Consider the following 16,148-nt stretch of genomic DNA (forward strand, 5'->3'; position numbering starts at 1 on the left):
ATGTGTAACCTACTTCGACGTTGAAGCCGATATTGGCAAGTCGCCCGTGACAACGAGTCTCTTGGGACCCATAGACGTTTTTCGTGCGCCGCTTCAGCCGCAGCACCGGCCGTGGCCGCCTGCGCGGCTGCGTCACCGCCCGCGCCGCCCGGGCCCTCGGCGCCCCCCAGGTCCTCGGGGGCCGCCTGCGCCGGCGGTGCGCTCTCGCCAAACCACTCCAGCAGCGCCGCGAAGGAGCGCGGGCCGGCGCCGTTGACCAGGGCGGTAACCACCTCGTCCAGGTCGGCGGGCACGTCGTCCACCAGCGTGCTCGGCGCGGTGTAGAGGCCACCTGCGCGCGGCGCACGCACAAATCCCTGCCCGGTGCCCGGCCAACGCCTGGTCAGGCACAGGTAGGCCACCTCGGCCAGGGCGCGCACGTCGGCTGCCTGCCTGGCGGCGGCGTCGTCGAACTCCACGCCCGTCGCGGCGGCGCGCACCTCCATCCCGCCGATCCGCAACTCGCCCTCAGAAACGTAGATATCGCGCGGAGAGAGGGTGCCGTGGCCGACGCCCACCTCGGCCGCCTGGTGCATCGCGCCCGCCGCCTTGATCACCAGTTCGCGCACCTCCTGCGGCGCCAACGTCTGCGTGGCGAGCGTGCGGGCCAGGGACGGAGACAGGGCCGGTTCGGTGACCAGGAAGCCCTCGGCGGCGTCCGCCTCGTAGACGCGCAGGAACGACGGGCCGGTCAGCGCGGTGGCGCGCGTTGCTGCCGCCACGATCGCGTCTGTGCGTGCGGCGACGGTGTGGGCGTATAAGTCGATCACGGCCCCGCCCACGCTGATCCAGGGCGACCCCTCCGGGCTGTTCCAGAACCCGGCCACCGTGGCAACGGCCTCCCCCGGGCAGTCTGAGGCGAGCGCCGCGCCGGCACCGGCCGGTCCGGCCCAGGTGGTTTCTGCGGCGATCGTGGACCCGGGCGGGGACGGGGACGAGCACCCCGAGCTGGTGGCCAACCTGTTCGACGGCGACGAGAAGAGCGAATGGTATTCGCGCTTCTACCAAACCTCCCAGTTCGGTGGCCTGAAGCAGGGCTTTGGTATCGAGCTGAAGCTGGCCGAGCCGCGCAAGATCTCCGCCGTTTCCGCTACGTGCAATAGCGAGGGCGGCCTGGTGCAGGTGCTGGTGGGCGGCCAGACCCCGGCGGATGCCAAGCAGCTGGCGCAGGGGCCGATGAAGCAGAAGATGGACTTCACGTTCGAGCCCACGGAGGCGTCGTCGGTGGTGATCTGGATCAGCGAGCTGCCCACGTCGTTGGCGGACGGCAAGCTGCGCGCCGAGATCAGCGAAATCGTGATCCGCTAGGCGGGAACAGGCTGGAGCGCTCCTGCGTTAGTAGGGGCGAGGAAAGGAAGAAATTGTGACTGTGCACGACGTTGTCATCGTGGGCTCCGGCCCGGCCGGCTACACCGCCGCCATTTACACGGCCCGCGCCGGCCTGAAGCCGATCGTTTTCGCCGGCTCCCTGGCCGCCGGTGGTGCCCTGATGAACACCACCGAGGTGGAGAACTACCCGGGCTTCCCGGCCGGCATCGACGGCCCGGACCTGATGGAGGCCATGCGGGAGCAGGCGGAGAAGTTCGGGGCGGACATCCGCTACGAGGACGTCACCGGGGTGCAGCTGGATGGCCCGGTAAAGACCGTAGTCAGCGAGGGCGGCGAGAGCCTGCAGGCGCGCGCGGTCATCCTGGCCACCGGCTCTGCCCACCGCAAGCTAGGCGTGCCCGGTGAGGAGGAGTTCTCCGGTCGCGGCGTGAGCTACTGCGCCACCTGCGATGGCTTCTTCTTCCGCGACCAGCACATCGTGGTGGTGGGCGGCGGCGACTCCGCCCTGGAGGAGGCCATGTTCCTCACCCGTTTCGCCTCCAAGGTGACGCTGGTGCACCGCCGCGGCGAGCTGCGCGCCTCCAAGATCATGCAGGAGCGCGCCCTGGCGAACGAGAAGATCGAATTCGCGTGGCACTCCACGGTGGCGGAGGTGCGCGGCGAAGCCGGCGGCTCCATGACCGGCCTGGTGTTGAACGACGTTCGCACCGGCGAGCAGCGCGAGCTGGCGGCCGGCGCGATGTTCGTGGCGATCGGCCATGACCCGCGCGTGGAGCTGGTTGCCGGCCAGGTGGAGCTGGACGGCGAGGGCTACATCAAGGTGGCCGACCCCTCCACCCGCACCAACCTGGCCGGCGTGTTCGCGTGCGGTGACGTGGTGGACCACTCCTACCGCCAGGCGATCACGGCGGCCGGCACGGGCTGCCGCGCCGCCCTGGATGCCGAGCGTTACCTGGCCGCGCTGGAGGGCTGAGCGGTGGCGAGCGGAGCCATTCACGTGGACGACGCCACCTTCAAGAAGGTGGTGCTGGACTCCCCGGTGCCGGTGCTGGTGGACTTCTGTGCCAAGTGGTGCGCGCCGTGCCGCCAGATGGGCCCGATCGTGGACGAGCTGGCCGGCCAGTTTGAGGGCCGCGCCCGCGTGGTGAAGGTGAACGTGGACGACGCCGCGCGCACTGCCAGCAAGTACGGCATCCGCTCTATCCCCACCTTTGGGGTGTTCTGGCAGGGCGAGCTGGTCTCCACGCTGGTGGGGGCGCGCCCGAAGCCGGAGCTGGTCAAGGCGCTGGAGCGCGTGGGCGCGTAGAGACTTGCAGGCCAGGTGCGCGGACAGGTAGCCGCGCCCGCGTCCAAAACAAGCCGCCGGGAGGGGCGCACGTGACACGCCCTAAAGGCGGCAGGCGGTGGCGGCGGGGTGGCGGCGGGTGCCCCCGAGCGTACAAGCGTGCGGTCGGGGTACATCCGACCGACCGGTGCCATGGCACCAAGCGGTCGTATGTACCCCGGTGCAACATTTGCGAGCTTGGGGACCGCCCGGGCACACCCGGGTTCGCGGCAATTGGAGTCGACGCCGCCCCCGGCGCTATCCCGAGTCCAGGTCCCACCCAGGTCGCCCATTGACGCGCCGCGTTTACACCCACAATTGGAAAGGACCGCTCATTTGCATCTCGCCCACAAACGCAGCTCCTCAACCACGATGCGAGCGAGTCTCAATAGGCGTTCTGCCTTAGCAGATTCACAGACTTTTATGGGGACACGACACTATCATGGCGCAAACAAACCCCAAGTATTACAACCAATACAGTCTAATAGACCCTTGACCGCTTGACAAGCGCTTCACCTAGCGCTAGCGTGGCTTACATCACGTTCGCTACATGGATGGGAGCACGCCATGAGGGCTCTTCGAAGAGTCGCCCCCCTTGCGGTGATATCACTACTTTTATTGGGTGCGAACACAGCTTTCGCCAAACCGCCCACGCTCTCGCCTGAGGAGCCACCACGAGAAAACGTTGAAGCTGACAAGAACTCGGAAATTGACAGCGTTCACGCAGTCGACCAGTATGGATTCCGCGCCTATCACGGCGAGCCAAGTCCCGAGCTTGCCAGGCTGTCCGACGAAATCTCTGAGTGGATCGCGGAACACGAAACCACGTACGCCGGATCCGCGTTCCTTGCCGACTATTCCGGACTTGAAGTTTATCGGAAACATGGAGAGAATACAACCGACAGCCAGTTGAACGATATAATTCAGGCCTCTCACGCAGGTGATCAGGTCAGAATAATTGAGGTCAACCATTCGCTCGCTGAACTTCAGACCGCAATCGAGGAAATGGCGCTGACGTCCGTTAATCGACCTGAAATCCTTAACCTTGGCATCTCGGCCGTCGATAATACGATCCGAGTCGAGCTTGACCCAAAGATGGTCGAGGACGCCGACCTCAATGTCATTGCATCGGACATTCAGGATACGCTTTCCCATCTACAAGAACGCGCCGCAACTCCGATAATCCCGATCGTTAAATACGCCGACCTACCTGTCGGGACAACAGAGGCGACAAGAACCAACGATTCGTCCCCGTTCTACATGGGAGGCCGGATCGTCCCGGTAAATGGTGCACAAACGGCATGCTCGCTCGGTGTCCCAATGACTCTCAATGGCACATTTATGGTGTTGACCGCCGGTCACTGCACCGCACCAAGCTGGAAGAACCCAAACGGCAACTTCGTTGGTTCCGTATATACGACCGCATATAACCCAAACCCTGCACTCTCAAACACTCACCGCTTTGGAGATTGGAAGTTATTGCGTGGCCGAAATTATGCAATGCGAGTCTTTAGCGCCGGGATGCAGTCTTCTGCCTCGCTTCCAATCTCAGGCGGAACTTGGGCGCCGCGCGCGGAGGGAGCCGAGTTGTGTAAATCGGGGGGAACAACGGGTTCACACTGTCGACTGGTTGTTTTGGATACACGACAGATTCAGACACTAGGCACTCACCGCTCAGCGTACACCACTCGCGTTCGATACGATCCGGACCGAAACGGATCCTACGTTTGCGGCGCAACAGCGGGGGGAGACTCCGGTGGCACCTACTACTACGCGGACGGAAACGGAGGCGTTATCGCTTATGGCATCCATCGTGGACGCACTTATAACGGTACATCTCCTCAAACTAACTGCATCTACCATGCAGTTGAGCTTGCTGGCGTCCGAGCTTGGGCTCCAAATATCTGGGTTAACTGACCCATTGGCAGCACCATCGTTGCCGCAGGCGCGTATCGTCGCAATTCGCCGTGATCGAAATCATGCCGACCACTGCAAGCTGGATAACATCTATGCGCGCTTACTGGTTCTTCCAAATGCGGCATAACCTACATTGTGCTCACAACCCAATTTGTGTCCCACTTTCTACGATTGGCGTAGATTGTCAATATCTACGCCAATCGCAGATTTTTACTGTATTCCACGCCGACACATTTGATTCAAACCGGCCGTGCACCAACACGGAAACCAAAGTCCTTGCTCTCTTTTTGTTCACCATTTAGATAATGTCATTCGCCTACGTGTCAAAGTCTAACGCGTCGGCTGCTCGCTCGTTCACGTCCGCACTCACAGTCCTGGAGGACTATTGAGCTTGTTCAAAAAGCTTGTAAGCGCCGCCATGTTGGGAGTAGGGCTGTCCCTGGCACTGAGTTCCTGCGGTGGCGCGAGCGTCCCGAATGGAACTGCACCGCCGTCTATCTCCGATCAGGGCATGTGTGCTCGGTTCGGTGCCCGCGAAGACGTCACTGCGCCGGCACCGAGTCTGGAGTCTGACGGTTACTCCTTGCCGTCGGCCAGGGGTGTGCAGTGGCTAGTCAACGGCCACCCGAAGAACGCCGGTTTTCATCCGCTGCAGACGGAAAAGGAACGCCGCCGCCTGGTTGTTTCTGCAGTGAGCACGGACAAGAACACCTACTGCGTTTCAGGCGCCACGTCGTGGGTGCTCCGCGCACGGACGCACGTCGATGCCAGCGCGAGCGCCAGAAACTCATTCAGCTGGGGACCCGACCGCAAGATGGGCGAGGGGTGGACGGGCCCGATGTCGCCGGGTGGAGACTTCGACTCCAATGGGTCTAAGGACATTCTTCGAATAACTCCTAAGGGGGTGCTCGTCGCCTACTTGACCGTCGGCGAGTCTCGGCTCCAGTGGCCAGCCAGGGAGTTGGAGGGTGGTTGGCAAGGTACCCGGATTTTGGCCGGTGGCGTTGACCTGACCGGAGATGACCACCCGGACGTGCTGGCGCTGCAAGAAAACGGCTCGTTGCTGTTTGCCGCTGGTGACGGCGCCGGCGGATTGGCAACAAAGCCCGCGCCCTTGGCGGGGGAATGGGGCACAGCCAAGCTTTTCACCGTCGGCCCGGACCCCGCCCCGCTAGAGGGGGAAGGGGCTCCCCGCAAGACGGCGCGGGTACTCTTCGCAGGCGACGACGGGCGGGTATTCGCCCGCCAGGTCCAGCCAAACACCGAGTTCGCTGCCGCGCAGGAAGTGGGGACCCTGGACATAGGTGTGCGCGCAATCTACGGCCAGGACGACTGGAACCACGACGGCACCGCTGATCTGCTCGCGCTCACCGATGATGGTCGGCTGATGCTGTATCCCGGGGAAGGCGCAGGTTTTTCCGAGCCGGTGTTCGTGAGCGACGGATGGGAAAGCACCAAGAGTCTCATTCCCATGGCCGGCCCGAACGAGAACATTCTGTGGACGCAGGACTCCACTGATGTCGTTTGGCGGCGGTCCAACACACAGAGCGGACACATCCCAACGGGCGGAGACTTTGACACCTCCCTTGGCTACAACCTGAGCGGTGCGCGGTTCCTGGCGGAGTTCAACTACGCCTACTCTCACCGGGAGAAAGACCTGGGGCACGAAGTCAACCCGGACGGCACTCCGATAATCAAGGTGGAGGGCCTGGAAGGCGGCAAGCCGATTTTCCACCCCCTGGCGCACGCTCGGTTCGTGTTAGGCAACTGCGAGAATTCCATCTCCACCTTCGATGATGAGCGCAGGAAGGAGTATGTGCGCCGCGCCGTCGCCACCGGCGAGCTCATGCTCTCCAAGGCAATCGTGCATGAGGACGAACTGTGGTTCCCCTACTCGTTCGACTACGAGGCCATGCACCACTCGGAGAACACGTTGCCCAACCCGTGGTTTTCCTCTATGGCGCAGGGATACGCCCTGGCCGCTTTCGTGCGCCTGGAGCAGGTCACCGGGGACTGGAAGTGGCGCGCAGCTGCCGATCAGGTGCTGGCCGGCTACTACGCCCGCCCGGGAGACCCCTACTGGTTCGCCCAGGTCGACCCCGACGGCTACCTGTGGCTGGAGGAGTACCCCGGCTCCACCTTCCAAACCAAGGTCATCAACGGCCACCTTTTCTCCGTTGACGGACTGAGCTACTACTGGCTCCACACCCACAACGAGGAGGTCAACCTGTTGGCCGACGGGGCGATCACCGCAGTGGAGGCGGGCTTCAACGATTTCCGGGTGCCCGGCAATCCTTCTGCCTACTGTGCGGGGCTGTTCTGTTGGGCGCAACAGTTCAGGCCGATGGACTACCACAAGATCGTCTCCAATCAACTGCGCGACCTCACCCGCCTGACCGGCCAAACCCGCTTCACCGAGCTGGCGGACACGCTTAAGCAGGACGCATGGGAAGAGTAGGGCCCCGGCAGCCCTGGGCGTAACATTGGGCAGGTGCCCGCTACCGGCGGGACCGTCGCGCCGCCTTGCCGGACGCGGCGGGTACGGAAAGGCTTGGCTATGACTGACAGCACCACGCGGCGCGGAACGCGGCTGGACCCCTGGATCGATTCGTATGCGCAGCGGGCTGGTGGCCTGCGCTCCTCCGAGATCCGAGCCCTCTTCGCCGTCGCCTCCCGCCCCGAGGTGGTCTCCCTGGCCGGTGGCATGCCCAACATCGCCGGCCTGCCGATGGAGGCGCTGGCTGACACGATCGCCAAGCTGACCTACGAGCGCGGTACCACCGCCCTGCAGTACGGCTCCGGCCAGGGCGACCCGCTGCTGCGCGAGGGCATCGTGGAGGTGATGAAGCACGAGGCGATCCGGGAGGACCCGGACGACGTCGTGGTCACCACCGGTAGCCAGCAGGCCCTGGACCTGGTCACCGAGATCTTCATCGATCCGGGCGACGTGATCCTGGCAGAGGCGCCGTCCTACGTGGGCGCGCTGGGCGTGTTTCGCGCCTACCAGGCCGACGTCGTCCACGTCCCCATGGACGACGAGGGCCTGATCCCGGCCGCCCTAGAGGAAACCATCAAGGACGTGAAGAAGTCCGGTCGGCGCATCAAGTTCCTCTACACGATCCCGAATTACCACAACCCGGCCGGCGTGACGCTCTCTGAGGAGCGCCGCCCGCAGATCGTGGAGATCTGCCAGCGCCACCGCATCCTCATCCTGGAGGACAACCCTTACGGCCTGCTGGGTTTTGACGGCAAGACGCAAACGGCCATGAAGTCAATGGCCCCGGACGACGTCGTCTACCTGGGCTCGTTTTCTAAGATGTTCGCCCCCGGGTTCCGGGTGGGCTGGGCGGCCGCTCCCCCGGCGGTGCGCGACAAGTTGATCCTGGCCTCCGAGGCGGCCATCTTGTGCCCGGGCAACTTTGGGCAGATGACGATCGCGGCCTACCTGCGTGACTTCGACTGGTTTGGGCAGATCGTGGAGTACCGCGACATGTACCGCTCGCGCCGCGACGCCCTGCTGGGGGCGCTGGAGGAGTACCTGCCGGAGGCGAAGTGGACGGTCCCGGCCGGCGGCTTCTACTCCTGGGTCAAGCTGCCGGAGGGCCTGGACGCGCGCGCCATGCTGCCGCGCGCCATCACCTCCCTGGTGGCCTACGTCAGCGGTACCGCGTTCTACAGCGACGGGCAGGGCAGCGACCACATTCGCCTGTCCTACTGCTACCCGAACGAGGCCACGATCCGCGAGGGCGTGCGCCGCCTTTCCGGCGTGATCAAGGCCGAATACGAGCTGGTGCGTCTGTTCGGCACGAACGTGCGCGAGGACGGCCCGGACGACGTCAATTCGATCCGGGCCGCTGCGGAGCGTTACGCCTCCACGGCCCCGCAGGGCAAGGCCCCGTCCCCGGACCAGGTTTAAGCGTTAGCCCACCGGCGAAGCAGACAGGAGAGAGCAATGAAGGTCACGATCATCTGCGGCGGTCTTACTCACGAACGCGATGTCTCCCTGCGCTCCGGGCGCCGGGTGGCCGAATCCCTGCGGCACTTGGGTCACGACGTGGCGGTGCTGGACGTGACCTCCGAGCTGATCGCGCAGCTGGAGCAAAGCCAACCGGACGTGGTGTGGCCGCTGGTGCACGGCAGCGTGGGCGAGGACGGCTCGCTGCAGGCCGTGCTGGACCTGATGGGCCTGCCCTACGTGGGCACGGGCGCGGCCGGGGCGATGCTGACCATCTACAAGCCGAGCGCGAAGGAGCTGGTGCGCCGCGCCGGCATCCACACGCCGCCGGCGGTCTCGCTGCCGCGCGTGCTGTTCCAGCAGTTGGGTGCCGGCGGCGTGGTGGCGGCCCTGATGGAGCGTTTCAGCTTCCCGATGGTGATCAAGCCGGCCCAGGGCGGTTCCTCGCTGGGGGTGACGGTGGCGAAGAACCAGGACGAGCTGCGCATCGGCCTGGTCAACGCCTTCTCTTACGGGGAGACGGCGATGATCGAGGGCTACGTGGCGGGCAAGGAGGTGGCGGTCTCCGTGATCTGCACGGACGAGGGCCCCGTCGCCCTGCCCCCGGTGGAGATCGTCACGGAGGGCGCCTACGACTACGACGCCCGCTACAACGCCGGCCGCTCCGAGTACTTTGTGCCGGCCCGGCTGAGCGAGGAGGAGCTGCGCTCCGCTGAGGCTGCGGCCGTGGGCGCGCACGTGGCTTTGGGCTTGCGCGACTACTCTCGCACCGACCTGATCGTCGACGCCGAGGGCCGCGCCCAGTTCATCGACTGCAACACCTCGCCCGGCATGACGGACACCTCCCTGTTCCCGCTGGCGGCGCAGGCCGAGCGCGGCTTTGACGAGATGGTGGCCTTCCTGGTGGAGCGCGCCGCCGCCCGGGGCGGTTCGGTGATCGCTCCGGCCCCCACCGGCATGGACGACGCCCCGCCGGCCTGATTTTCCCCGCACCGCCCGGCGATACACCTAGGAGGCATCCGGTGGAGCTAGAGGAGTTCTTCGAGTTCGAGCGGCGCTTCCTGGTGCCCGCCGGCGCCCTGCCGGAATTGCGCGGGGGCACGCTGCTGCTGCAGGTCTACCTGACGGCTCGGGACGGTTTCTCGGTGCGGGTGCGCCTGGAGGTGGCCGACTCCGTCCTCACCCCGGCCCAGCTGGAGGGACCCGCGAGCCTGGCCGAGCTGGTGGAGTCCTGCGCTCCGGCGTGCACCGCTGCCTGGCTGGCGGTCAAGGGCCCGGGCGTGGGCGGGGTGCGCTTCGAGCGGGAGATGGAGCTGCCCGCCAGCGTGGGCGTGGAGCTGGCCCGCCAGGGCTCGGCCTTCGTGCTGAAGACCCGCTACTCGCTGGTGGAGGGGGAGGACCTGTGGGAGATCGACGTCTTCCACGGCGCCAACCATCCCCTGGTGATCGCCGAGTGCGAGCGGGCCAGCGGCGTGGAGCGGGTGCAGCCGCCGGCCTTCTGCGGCCGCGAGATCACCGAGGACGCCGCCTTCTCCAACGAGTCCCTGGCCTTCAATCCGCCGCTGGCCGGCTGATCCCTCGTATGGCGCCCGGTGGGGCGCGGCCGCCGTGAGGGGGCGGCAGGTGGACGACGTCGGCCACCCACCACCCCCAGGTGCCGGCCGGACGCCCGCTGCGGGCCGGTGCGAGGCGGCGCGGCGCGGAGGTGGAGCTAACCGTGCCCGCCTGGGAAAATTGGGCCATGACAGTCGCCATCGTCGTTACCGTTGCCGCCCTCCTCGTGATCGCGTTCTCCGAACCGCTCGGGGAGAGGGTGGGCATCGTCGCGCCGGTGGTGCTGCTGCTGGCGGGGGCTGCGGTGAGCTTCGTGCCCGGCATGCCCGAGCTGCACGTGGAACCGGACCTGGTGCTGCACGTGATCCTGCCACCGCTCGTCTTCTCCACCGCCGTGGCCATGCCCGTGCAGGATTTTCGGCGCAACCTGGGCGCGATCTCGGTGCTGTCTGTGCTGCTGGTGGTGGTCACCGCCGTGCTGCTGGGGGCGATCATCAGCGCTATGACCGGCATGCCGCTCGCCCTCGGGATCGCGGTGGGCGCCATCATGAGCCCCACCGACACGGTGGCCACCATCGTGGTGCGCAAGCAGGGGGTGGCCGAACGCCTGGTGACCATCATGGAGGGCGAGGGGCTCATCAACGACGCCTCGGCGCTGGTGATCCTGCGCTCCGCGCTGGCTGCGGCCGCCGGGGCCGTCTCCATCTGGCAGGCCGGGGCGGACTTCCTGTGGGCGGTGGTGGGCGCGATTCTGGTGGGCTGGGTGGTGGGCCGGGTGACGATCTGGCTGCGCTCCCAGGCCAAGGAGCCCTCCACCTCCACGGTGATCTCCCTGACGGTCCCCTTCCTGGCGGCGGTCCCGGCCGAGCAGCTGCGTGCCTCCGGCCTGGTGGCCGCCGTGGTGGCCGGGCTGGTGACCAGCAAGGAGGTGGCGCGCTGCGTGCCGCCCGCCCACCGGCTCAACGCCAAGCAGACGTGGCAGACGATCGGTCTGATCCTGGAGTCCGCCGTCTTCCTGGTGATGGGTTTGCAGGCCTCGACGTTGCTGCACGAGCTGTGGGGCGCCGGGCAGGGCCTGGGTAACGCAGCGGTGTTGGCGGGCGTCACGCTCGCCGTGGCGCTGGCCGTGCGCGCGCTGGTGGTCTTCCCGCTGATCGGTGCCATGCGCCGCAACGCCGTGCGCCGCCAGGCTCGCGCCTCCCGGGCGGAGACGGTCACGGCGATGCTGGACGCGATGGAGGAGGGCGTGATCACCGGCCCGGGCGCCCGCAAGATCGACCAGCGGCGGCTCGAGCGCATCCGCTTCCGCCTGGCCAGGCGCGTCTCGGACGCCCAGTACTACCAGGACGCCCACCTGGGCGCCCGCGACGGCGCCATGATGTGGTGGGCCGGCATGCGCGGTGGCGTCACCCTGGCCGCCGCGCAGACGCTGCCCACGGGCACACAGGACCGCGCCCTGCTGCTGTTCGCGGCCTTCGCGGTGGCGGCGTTCTCGCTCATCGTGCAGGGCGGCAGCCTCAACCTGGTGGTGCGTCTGCTGCGCCCCACCTCCGCGCGGGTGACCAGCCACGAGGAGCGCGAGGAGGTGCGCTACCTGGTGCACGCCGCCGGCCGGCAGGTGGAACCCCCCGAGCACCTGCGCGAGTGGCTGGGCAAGCGGTGGCGTGCCGGGGCGCCCGCGCCGAGCGCTGCGGACCTGTGCCACCGGATCGACGTGGTGGCCGCCGCAGAGGAACGTGACGAGCTCAAGGTGGAGGCCATCGAGTGGGCCCTGGCGCGCATCCGTGCCGAGCGCCTGGCCATCATCGAGCAGCGCGACGCCGGCAAGTTGGACGCGGGCTTGTTCAGCTACACGCTGGGCCTGCTCGACGCCGACCAGGTGCGCCACGAGATGCACCTGGAAGCCGCCAGGGCGGGCATGGAGGGCCTGGTTGATGACTAGGCCCACCCGGAGGGATTCTGGGCGCTTCTAGGGCCGTTTCCTCGCTGCTCGGCGGGCCCGGCCCGCGCGGGCGGCCCGGACCGCTCCCACTCTAGACCCTTACCTGACATAACGTTGGGACCGCCGGCTATTTTGGACTGGCTGTTTGGCGCTGGGCCTGGTCGTTGCGGAAGGGTCGGTCGTCCCGACCGCTGAGCCCCGCTCACTCCGGCCCGTGGCCCGCTTCCTGCGGGCTCGGCCCTGTGCAATCCCTGTGGAAAGGATTCTCACGTTTTCCACTTCGGTGGGTAAACCTGTGGATTATTCGGCACGGGGAAAGACTGCGGGGGTGGATGCCCGCGCATCCACCCCCGTTTCACGTGAAACCGTTGGTCCGGCGCCGCCACGAACGGCCGCTCCCCTGCCTGCTCCTAGGCGCCCGGCGCGTCCTGCCAGGAAACCTCTCCCGCCGGCGCCGGCGCCTTGTAGCCGATCTCCGGCGATAGCACCGCCAGGATGCGCTCCAGGTCCTCAGCGTCCCGGAAGTCGATGGCGATCTTGCCCTTGCGGGCGCCCATCGTCACCTTGACCCGCGTGGCGAAGCGCGAGGCGAGCTGGTAGTTGAGCGCGGTGAACGCGCCCTCCCCGCCGCCCCGGCGCGGACGGTACTCGCGCCGCTCCTCCGCGGGCTCGTCGCCCTGAGCCACCAGCTCCTCGATTGCCCGGACGGAAAGGCCCTCTGCCTCGATGCGCTCGGCCAGCGCCTCCATCGCCTCCGCGTCGGGCAGGCCCAGCAGCGCCCGGGCGTGGCCGGCGGAAATGCGGGACTCGGCGACGCGCCGCTGCACCGTGCCGGGCAGCTTCAGCAAACGCATCGTGTTGGAGATGTGCGGCCGCGACCGCGCGATCCGGCGCGCCAGTTCCTCTTGGGAGCAACCGAACTCCCGCAGCAACTGCTCGTAGGCGGCCGCCTCTTCCAGCGCGTTAAGTTGAGCGCGATGCAGGTTCTCCAGCAGCGCGTCGCGCAGCATGTCCTCATCCGCCGTCGAGCGAACGATCGCAGGCACCTCTGCCAGGCCGGCCAGCTGGGAGGCCCGCAGCCGGCGCTCGCCCATGATGAGCTCGTACTCACCGGCGATGACCTCGTCAGAGTCCTCCGGCGCACCCGCTCGGCGACCGCTGTGCCGCCGCTCGTCGTCAGCGGCCAGCGGGCGGACCACGACGGGCTGAAGCAGTCCCACCTCGCGGATCGACGCCGCAAGTTCCTCCACTTCCGATTCCACAAATACCTGGCGCGGCTGCTTCGCATTGGGCACGATCACGTCCGGGCTCAGCATCGCCAGGAACACGCCCGGCACCGCCACCAGCTCCGGCTCTTCCGTTTCACGTGAAACGTCCGGTTCCCCGCTCGCCGGACCGGCAACCGCGCCGACCGCCGAATCGCTAGCCTTCGCGACCTCTCCACGACCGTCCTGAACCGTTTCACGTGAAACGGGGGAGGCCGCCGTTGGCCCTACTCCCGCGCGTTCAAGCACGCAGGGCGATGCGACCTTCTTCTTGGCGGTGGCACGCTGGGCCTCCAGCACCTCGCTTGACGCGGCCACAGCACCCGCAGCGCCCGTTTCACGTGAAACGGTCTCACCGGCTGCCGCCGGCTTCGCCTGCGACGCGCGCGCCTTCGTCGCTCGCTTGCCGCCCCTGCCACTCTCCTCCGTTTCACGTGAAACAGAGTCGACGTCCTTCTTGCCGCGCTTCAGCGGGGGAGAGAGCAGCGCGGATATCTCGCTGCGCCGCTGCACGTCGCCGCCACCGAAGTAGAGGTCAACCGGCCGGCTCGTGCGTTCCCCACCGCCCGTCCCGCCGGACTGTGCATTGCCGAGCTCCGCATTTGCTCGCATTGCCTCTTCGTCGTCCCGGATCAGCGCACCCAATCCGCGCCCAAGCCCCCGCCGCTCAGCCATTCTTCACGCAGCCTTCCTTGGCCATGATCTCCCGCGCGGCCTCACGGTAGGCCAACGCGCCCGTCGACTTCGGATCGTACTGCAGCACCGTTTGCTGGTAACTAGGGGCCTCGGCGATCCGCACCGACCGCGGAATCGTCACCTCCAACGTTTCCTCTGCGAAGTGCGCTCGCACCTCCGCCGCCACCTCCGAGCTAAGCCGCGTGCGACCGTCGAACATAGTCAGCAGGATCGTCGAGATCCGCAGCTCCGGGTTCAGGTGCTTCTGGATCCGCGCGATGTTCCGACTCAGCAGGCTGACTCCCTCCAGCGCGTAGTACTCGCACTGGATCGGAATCAATACCTCGCGCGCGGCCACCAGCGCGTTCAGCGTGAGCAGGCCCAGGCTCGGCGGGCAGTCGATCACCACCACGTCCGTGCGCCGCTCGCCGGCCTCCGCCTCGGCCCGGAAGAACTCGTTCAGGGCCGCGCGCAGCCGGTGCTCGCGGCTCATCGCCGCCACCAGCTCCAGCTCCGCGCCGGTCAGGTCGATCGTGGCCGGAGCACACCACAGACCCTCGACCTCCGGGCTCGGCTGCACCACTTCGCGCAGCGTCCGTTCCTCTACCAGCACGTCGTACATTGACGGCGTCCCCACCCGGTGCTCGATGCCCAGGGCGGTGGAGGCGTTGCCCTGCGGGTCGAAGTCGATCGCCAGCACCTTCAGCCCGCCCGCAGCGAACGCCGCTGCCAGGTTCACGGCGCTCGTTGTCTTACCCACGCCACCCTTCTGGTTGACGACGGTGAAGATGCGCGGCTCGGCCGGGGGAGTGAAGGAGACGCCGGCCAGCTTGGCCCGCAGCCGCATGTCCGCCGCCAGCTGGGCGCCCACCGGGCTGTCCTGCCTGCCGCCCGCAGCAAAGCGCTCTAGGGAATCAGTCACCTGCGTTCCTTTCTCTGCCGGATTCGGCCAAACCTATGCTAACCGCCTGGCCCGGATCAGCCTGGCCGGCACCTCGAAGATGTGCTCACCGTCCACCACCGGATCGACTTCCTCCACGCGCGCCCCACCCAACCTAAACCGGTTCAGTAGACCGGCGCTAACGGCCTCGTCCAGCTCCGACTGGGCCTTAGCGCCCTTGAGCGCCACGAACTCGCCACCGTCCACCAGCAGCGGCGCCACCCAGGCGATCAGCTCACCGAAGGAGGCCACGGCCCTGCACGTCACGGCGTCCGCCAGAAGCTCGCCGTGCAGCTCCTGGGCCCTGGCCCGGGCGACCGACACGTTGTCCAAGCCCAGCTCGTCTGCGGCGTAGCCCAGCCAGTCCACCCGCCGCTGCATCGGTTCAATCAGCACCACGTCCACGTCCGGCCGCAGCACAGCCAGCACCAGGCCGGGAAAGCCCGCCCCGGAACCCACGTCGGCAACCAGTGCCCCGGAGGGAAAAACGCGGGCCACGGCGGCCGAATTGAGCAGGTGGCGGCTCCACAGGCGCGGCAGCTCCCTGGGCCCGATCAGGCCCCGTTTCTCGCCCTCACGCGCCAGCAACTCCGCCAGCGCCTCCATGGGCACGGCCCGCGCCCCCATGAAGGCGCGGGCCGGACCCGACAACTGCTCTAGCTCGCTCACGCCTGCTCGGCTCCGTCGGCCTCTGCGGCAGCGTCGTCCGCCTCCACCGGCGCACTGGCGTAGACCACCACGTAGCGCTTGGGCGCCACGCCCGCCGAATCGCTGAACAGGCCGGCCGCGGCAACCACGTCGTGGCAAACCTTGCGCTCGAAGGGGTTCATCGGCTCCAGCTCCACCGGCTCGCCGCTCTCCTTGACCCGCGCGATCGCGGCCTCGGTCAGGGCGGTCAGCTCCGCGCGGCGCTCGGCGCGGTAGCCGGCCACGTCCAGCATCAGGCGGGAGCGCTCGCCGGTCTGGTTCTGCACCGCCAGGCGGGTCAGCTCCTGCAGGGCGTCCAGCACCTCACCGTCGCGGCCCACCAGGCGCTCCAGCTGCCGGCTGGACTCCTCCACCACGATTGCCACGGAGGCGCGGTCGCCATCTACGTCGATGTCGATGTCGCCGTCCAGGTCGGCAATGTCCAGCAGCTCCTCCAGGTAGTCGGCCGCGTGCTCGCCCTCAGCCTCTAGCTGGGAGACATCTACCTTGATCTCAGTCAT

At 67.1% G+C, this 16,148-nt stretch carries 14 protein-coding genes; 8 read left to right on the forward strand and 6 right to left on the reverse strand.

The annotated features are described in order from the left end of the window. On the reverse strand, positions 1-809 hold an 809-nt coding region (locus AC4PWQ_RS00580; RefSeq protein ID WP_492089466.1), incomplete at its 3' end, for a protein kinase family protein. Here AC4PWQ_RS00580 and AC4PWQ_RS00585 point away from each other — a divergent pair. From AC4PWQ_RS00585 to trxA, 3 genes are read left to right on the forward strand one after another with little or no spacing between them, the layout of a single operon-like run. Then, the gene (locus AC4PWQ_RS00585; RefSeq protein ID WP_492089467.1) at positions 772-1,347 is read left to right on the forward strand and encodes a hypothetical protein; all 576 of its coding nucleotides are present in this window, start codon (positions 772-774) and stop codon (positions 1,345-1,347) included. The genes AC4PWQ_RS00580 and AC4PWQ_RS00585 overlap by 38 nt on opposite strands. A gap of 52 nt (positions 1,348-1,399) precedes the next feature. Next, positions 1,400-2,341, forward strand: coding sequence for a thioredoxin-disulfide reductase (gene trxB, locus AC4PWQ_RS00590; RefSeq protein WP_371174703.1), 942 nt, complete (start codon positions 1,400-1,402; stop codon positions 2,339-2,341). A 3-nt stretch (positions 2,342-2,344) separates the two neighbouring features. Continuing rightward, positions 2,345-2,674 (forward strand): thioredoxin, encoded by a 330-nt coding sequence (gene trxA, locus AC4PWQ_RS00595; RefSeq protein WP_492089468.1) that lies wholly within the window; start codon positions 2,345-2,347, stop codon positions 2,672-2,674. A gap of 633 nt (positions 2,675-3,307) precedes the next feature. Here the strand turns inward: trxA and AC4PWQ_RS00600 are convergent. Continuing rightward, positions 3,308-3,847, reverse strand: a complete 540-nt coding sequence (locus AC4PWQ_RS00600; RefSeq protein WP_371177328.1) for a hypothetical protein — start codon at positions 3,845-3,847, stop codon at positions 3,308-3,310. A gap of 1,273 nt (positions 3,848-5,120) precedes the next feature. Here AC4PWQ_RS00600 and AC4PWQ_RS00605 point away from each other — a divergent pair. From AC4PWQ_RS00605 to AC4PWQ_RS00625, 5 genes are all read left to right on the forward strand, one after another. Then, positions 5,121-7,067, forward strand: a complete 1,947-nt coding sequence (locus AC4PWQ_RS00605; RefSeq protein ID WP_492089469.1) for a D-glucuronyl C5-epimerase family protein — start codon at positions 5,121-5,123, stop codon at positions 7,065-7,067. Positions 7,068-7,166: 99 nt separating this feature from the next. Then, complete coding sequence (locus AC4PWQ_RS00610; protein WP_492089470.1) at positions 7,167-8,525, forward strand: aminotransferase-like domain-containing protein; 1,359 nt, start codon at positions 7,167-7,169, stop codon at positions 8,523-8,525. A gap of 36 nt (positions 8,526-8,561) precedes the next feature. Further along, entirely contained in the window at positions 8,562-9,545 is a 984-nt protein-coding gene (locus AC4PWQ_RS00615) for a D-alanine--D-alanine ligase family protein (protein ID WP_371174662.1), read from the forward strand. 41 nt (positions 9,546-9,586) lie between these two features. Then, positions 9,587-10,138 (forward strand): CYTH domain-containing protein, encoded by a 552-nt coding sequence (locus AC4PWQ_RS00620; protein WP_371164036.1) that lies wholly within the window; start codon positions 9,587-9,589, stop codon positions 10,136-10,138. A 167-nt stretch (positions 10,139-10,305) separates the two neighbouring features. Continuing rightward, on the forward strand, positions 10,306-12,060 hold the full coding sequence (locus AC4PWQ_RS00625; RefSeq protein ID WP_492089471.1) for a cation:proton antiporter: 1,755 nt from the start codon (positions 10,306-10,308) through the stop codon (positions 12,058-12,060). A gap of 410 nt (positions 12,061-12,470) precedes the next feature. Here AC4PWQ_RS00625 and AC4PWQ_RS00630 read toward each other — a convergent pair whose 3' ends face one another. Genes AC4PWQ_RS00630 through AC4PWQ_RS00645 form a run of 4 tightly spaced genes read right to left on the reverse strand, consistent with a single transcriptional unit; the run spans position 12,471 to position 16,148 of the window. Next, on the reverse strand, positions 12,471-14,000 hold the full coding sequence (locus AC4PWQ_RS00630) for a ParB/RepB/Spo0J family partition protein (RefSeq protein WP_492089472.1): 1,530 nt from the start codon (positions 13,998-14,000) through the stop codon (positions 12,471-12,473). Continuing rightward, a complete protein-coding gene (locus AC4PWQ_RS00635; RefSeq protein WP_371151199.1) occupies positions 13,993-14,922 on the reverse strand; it encodes a ParA family protein in 930 nt (309 codons plus the stop codon). The genes AC4PWQ_RS00630 and AC4PWQ_RS00635 overlap by 8 nt, the downstream gene beginning before the upstream one ends. A gap of 33 nt (positions 14,923-14,955) precedes the next feature. Next, positions 14,956-15,609, reverse strand: coding sequence for a 16S rRNA (guanine(527)-N(7))-methyltransferase RsmG (gene rsmG, locus AC4PWQ_RS00640; RefSeq protein WP_492089473.1), 654 nt, complete (start codon positions 15,607-15,609; stop codon positions 14,956-14,958). Continuing rightward, positions 15,606-16,148, reverse strand: a complete 543-nt coding sequence (locus AC4PWQ_RS00645) for a Jag family protein (RefSeq protein ID WP_371177334.1) — start codon at positions 16,146-16,148, stop codon at positions 15,606-15,608. The genes rsmG and AC4PWQ_RS00645 overlap by 4 nt, the downstream gene beginning before the upstream one ends.

The sequence above is a fragment of the Buchananella sp. 103232 genome, assembly GCF_058725725.1.

What these genes read in the sequence shown, in the direction of transcription:
- AC4PWQ_RS00600 (WP_371177328.1), bottom strand. Translation starts at nt 3,847, where the DNA reads ATGGGAAAGCGTATCCTGAATGTCCGATGCAATGACATTGAGGTCGGC.
- AC4PWQ_RS00605 (WP_492089469.1), top strand. Translation starts at nt 5,121, where the DNA reads ATGTGTGCTCGGTTCGGTGCCCGCGAAGACGTCACTGCGCCGGCACCG.
- AC4PWQ_RS00610 (WP_492089470.1), top strand. Translation starts at nt 7,167, where the DNA reads ATGACTGACAGCACCACGCGGCGCGGAACGCGGCTGGACCCCTGGATC.
- AC4PWQ_RS00615 (WP_371174662.1), top strand. Translation starts at nt 8,562, where the DNA reads ATGAAGGTCACGATCATCTGCGGCGGTCTTACTCACGAACGCGATGTC.
- AC4PWQ_RS00625 (WP_492089471.1), top strand. Translation starts at nt 10,306, where the DNA reads ATGACAGTCGCCATCGTCGTTACCGTTGCCGCCCTCCTCGTGATCGCG.
- AC4PWQ_RS00630 (WP_492089472.1), bottom strand. Translation starts at nt 14,000, where the DNA reads ATGGCTGAGCGGCGGGGGCTTGGGCGCGGATTGGGTGCGCTGATCCGG.
- AC4PWQ_RS00645 (WP_371177334.1), bottom strand. Translation starts at nt 16,148, where the DNA reads ATGACTGAGATCAAGGTAGATGTCTCCCAGCTAGAGGCTGAGGGCGAG.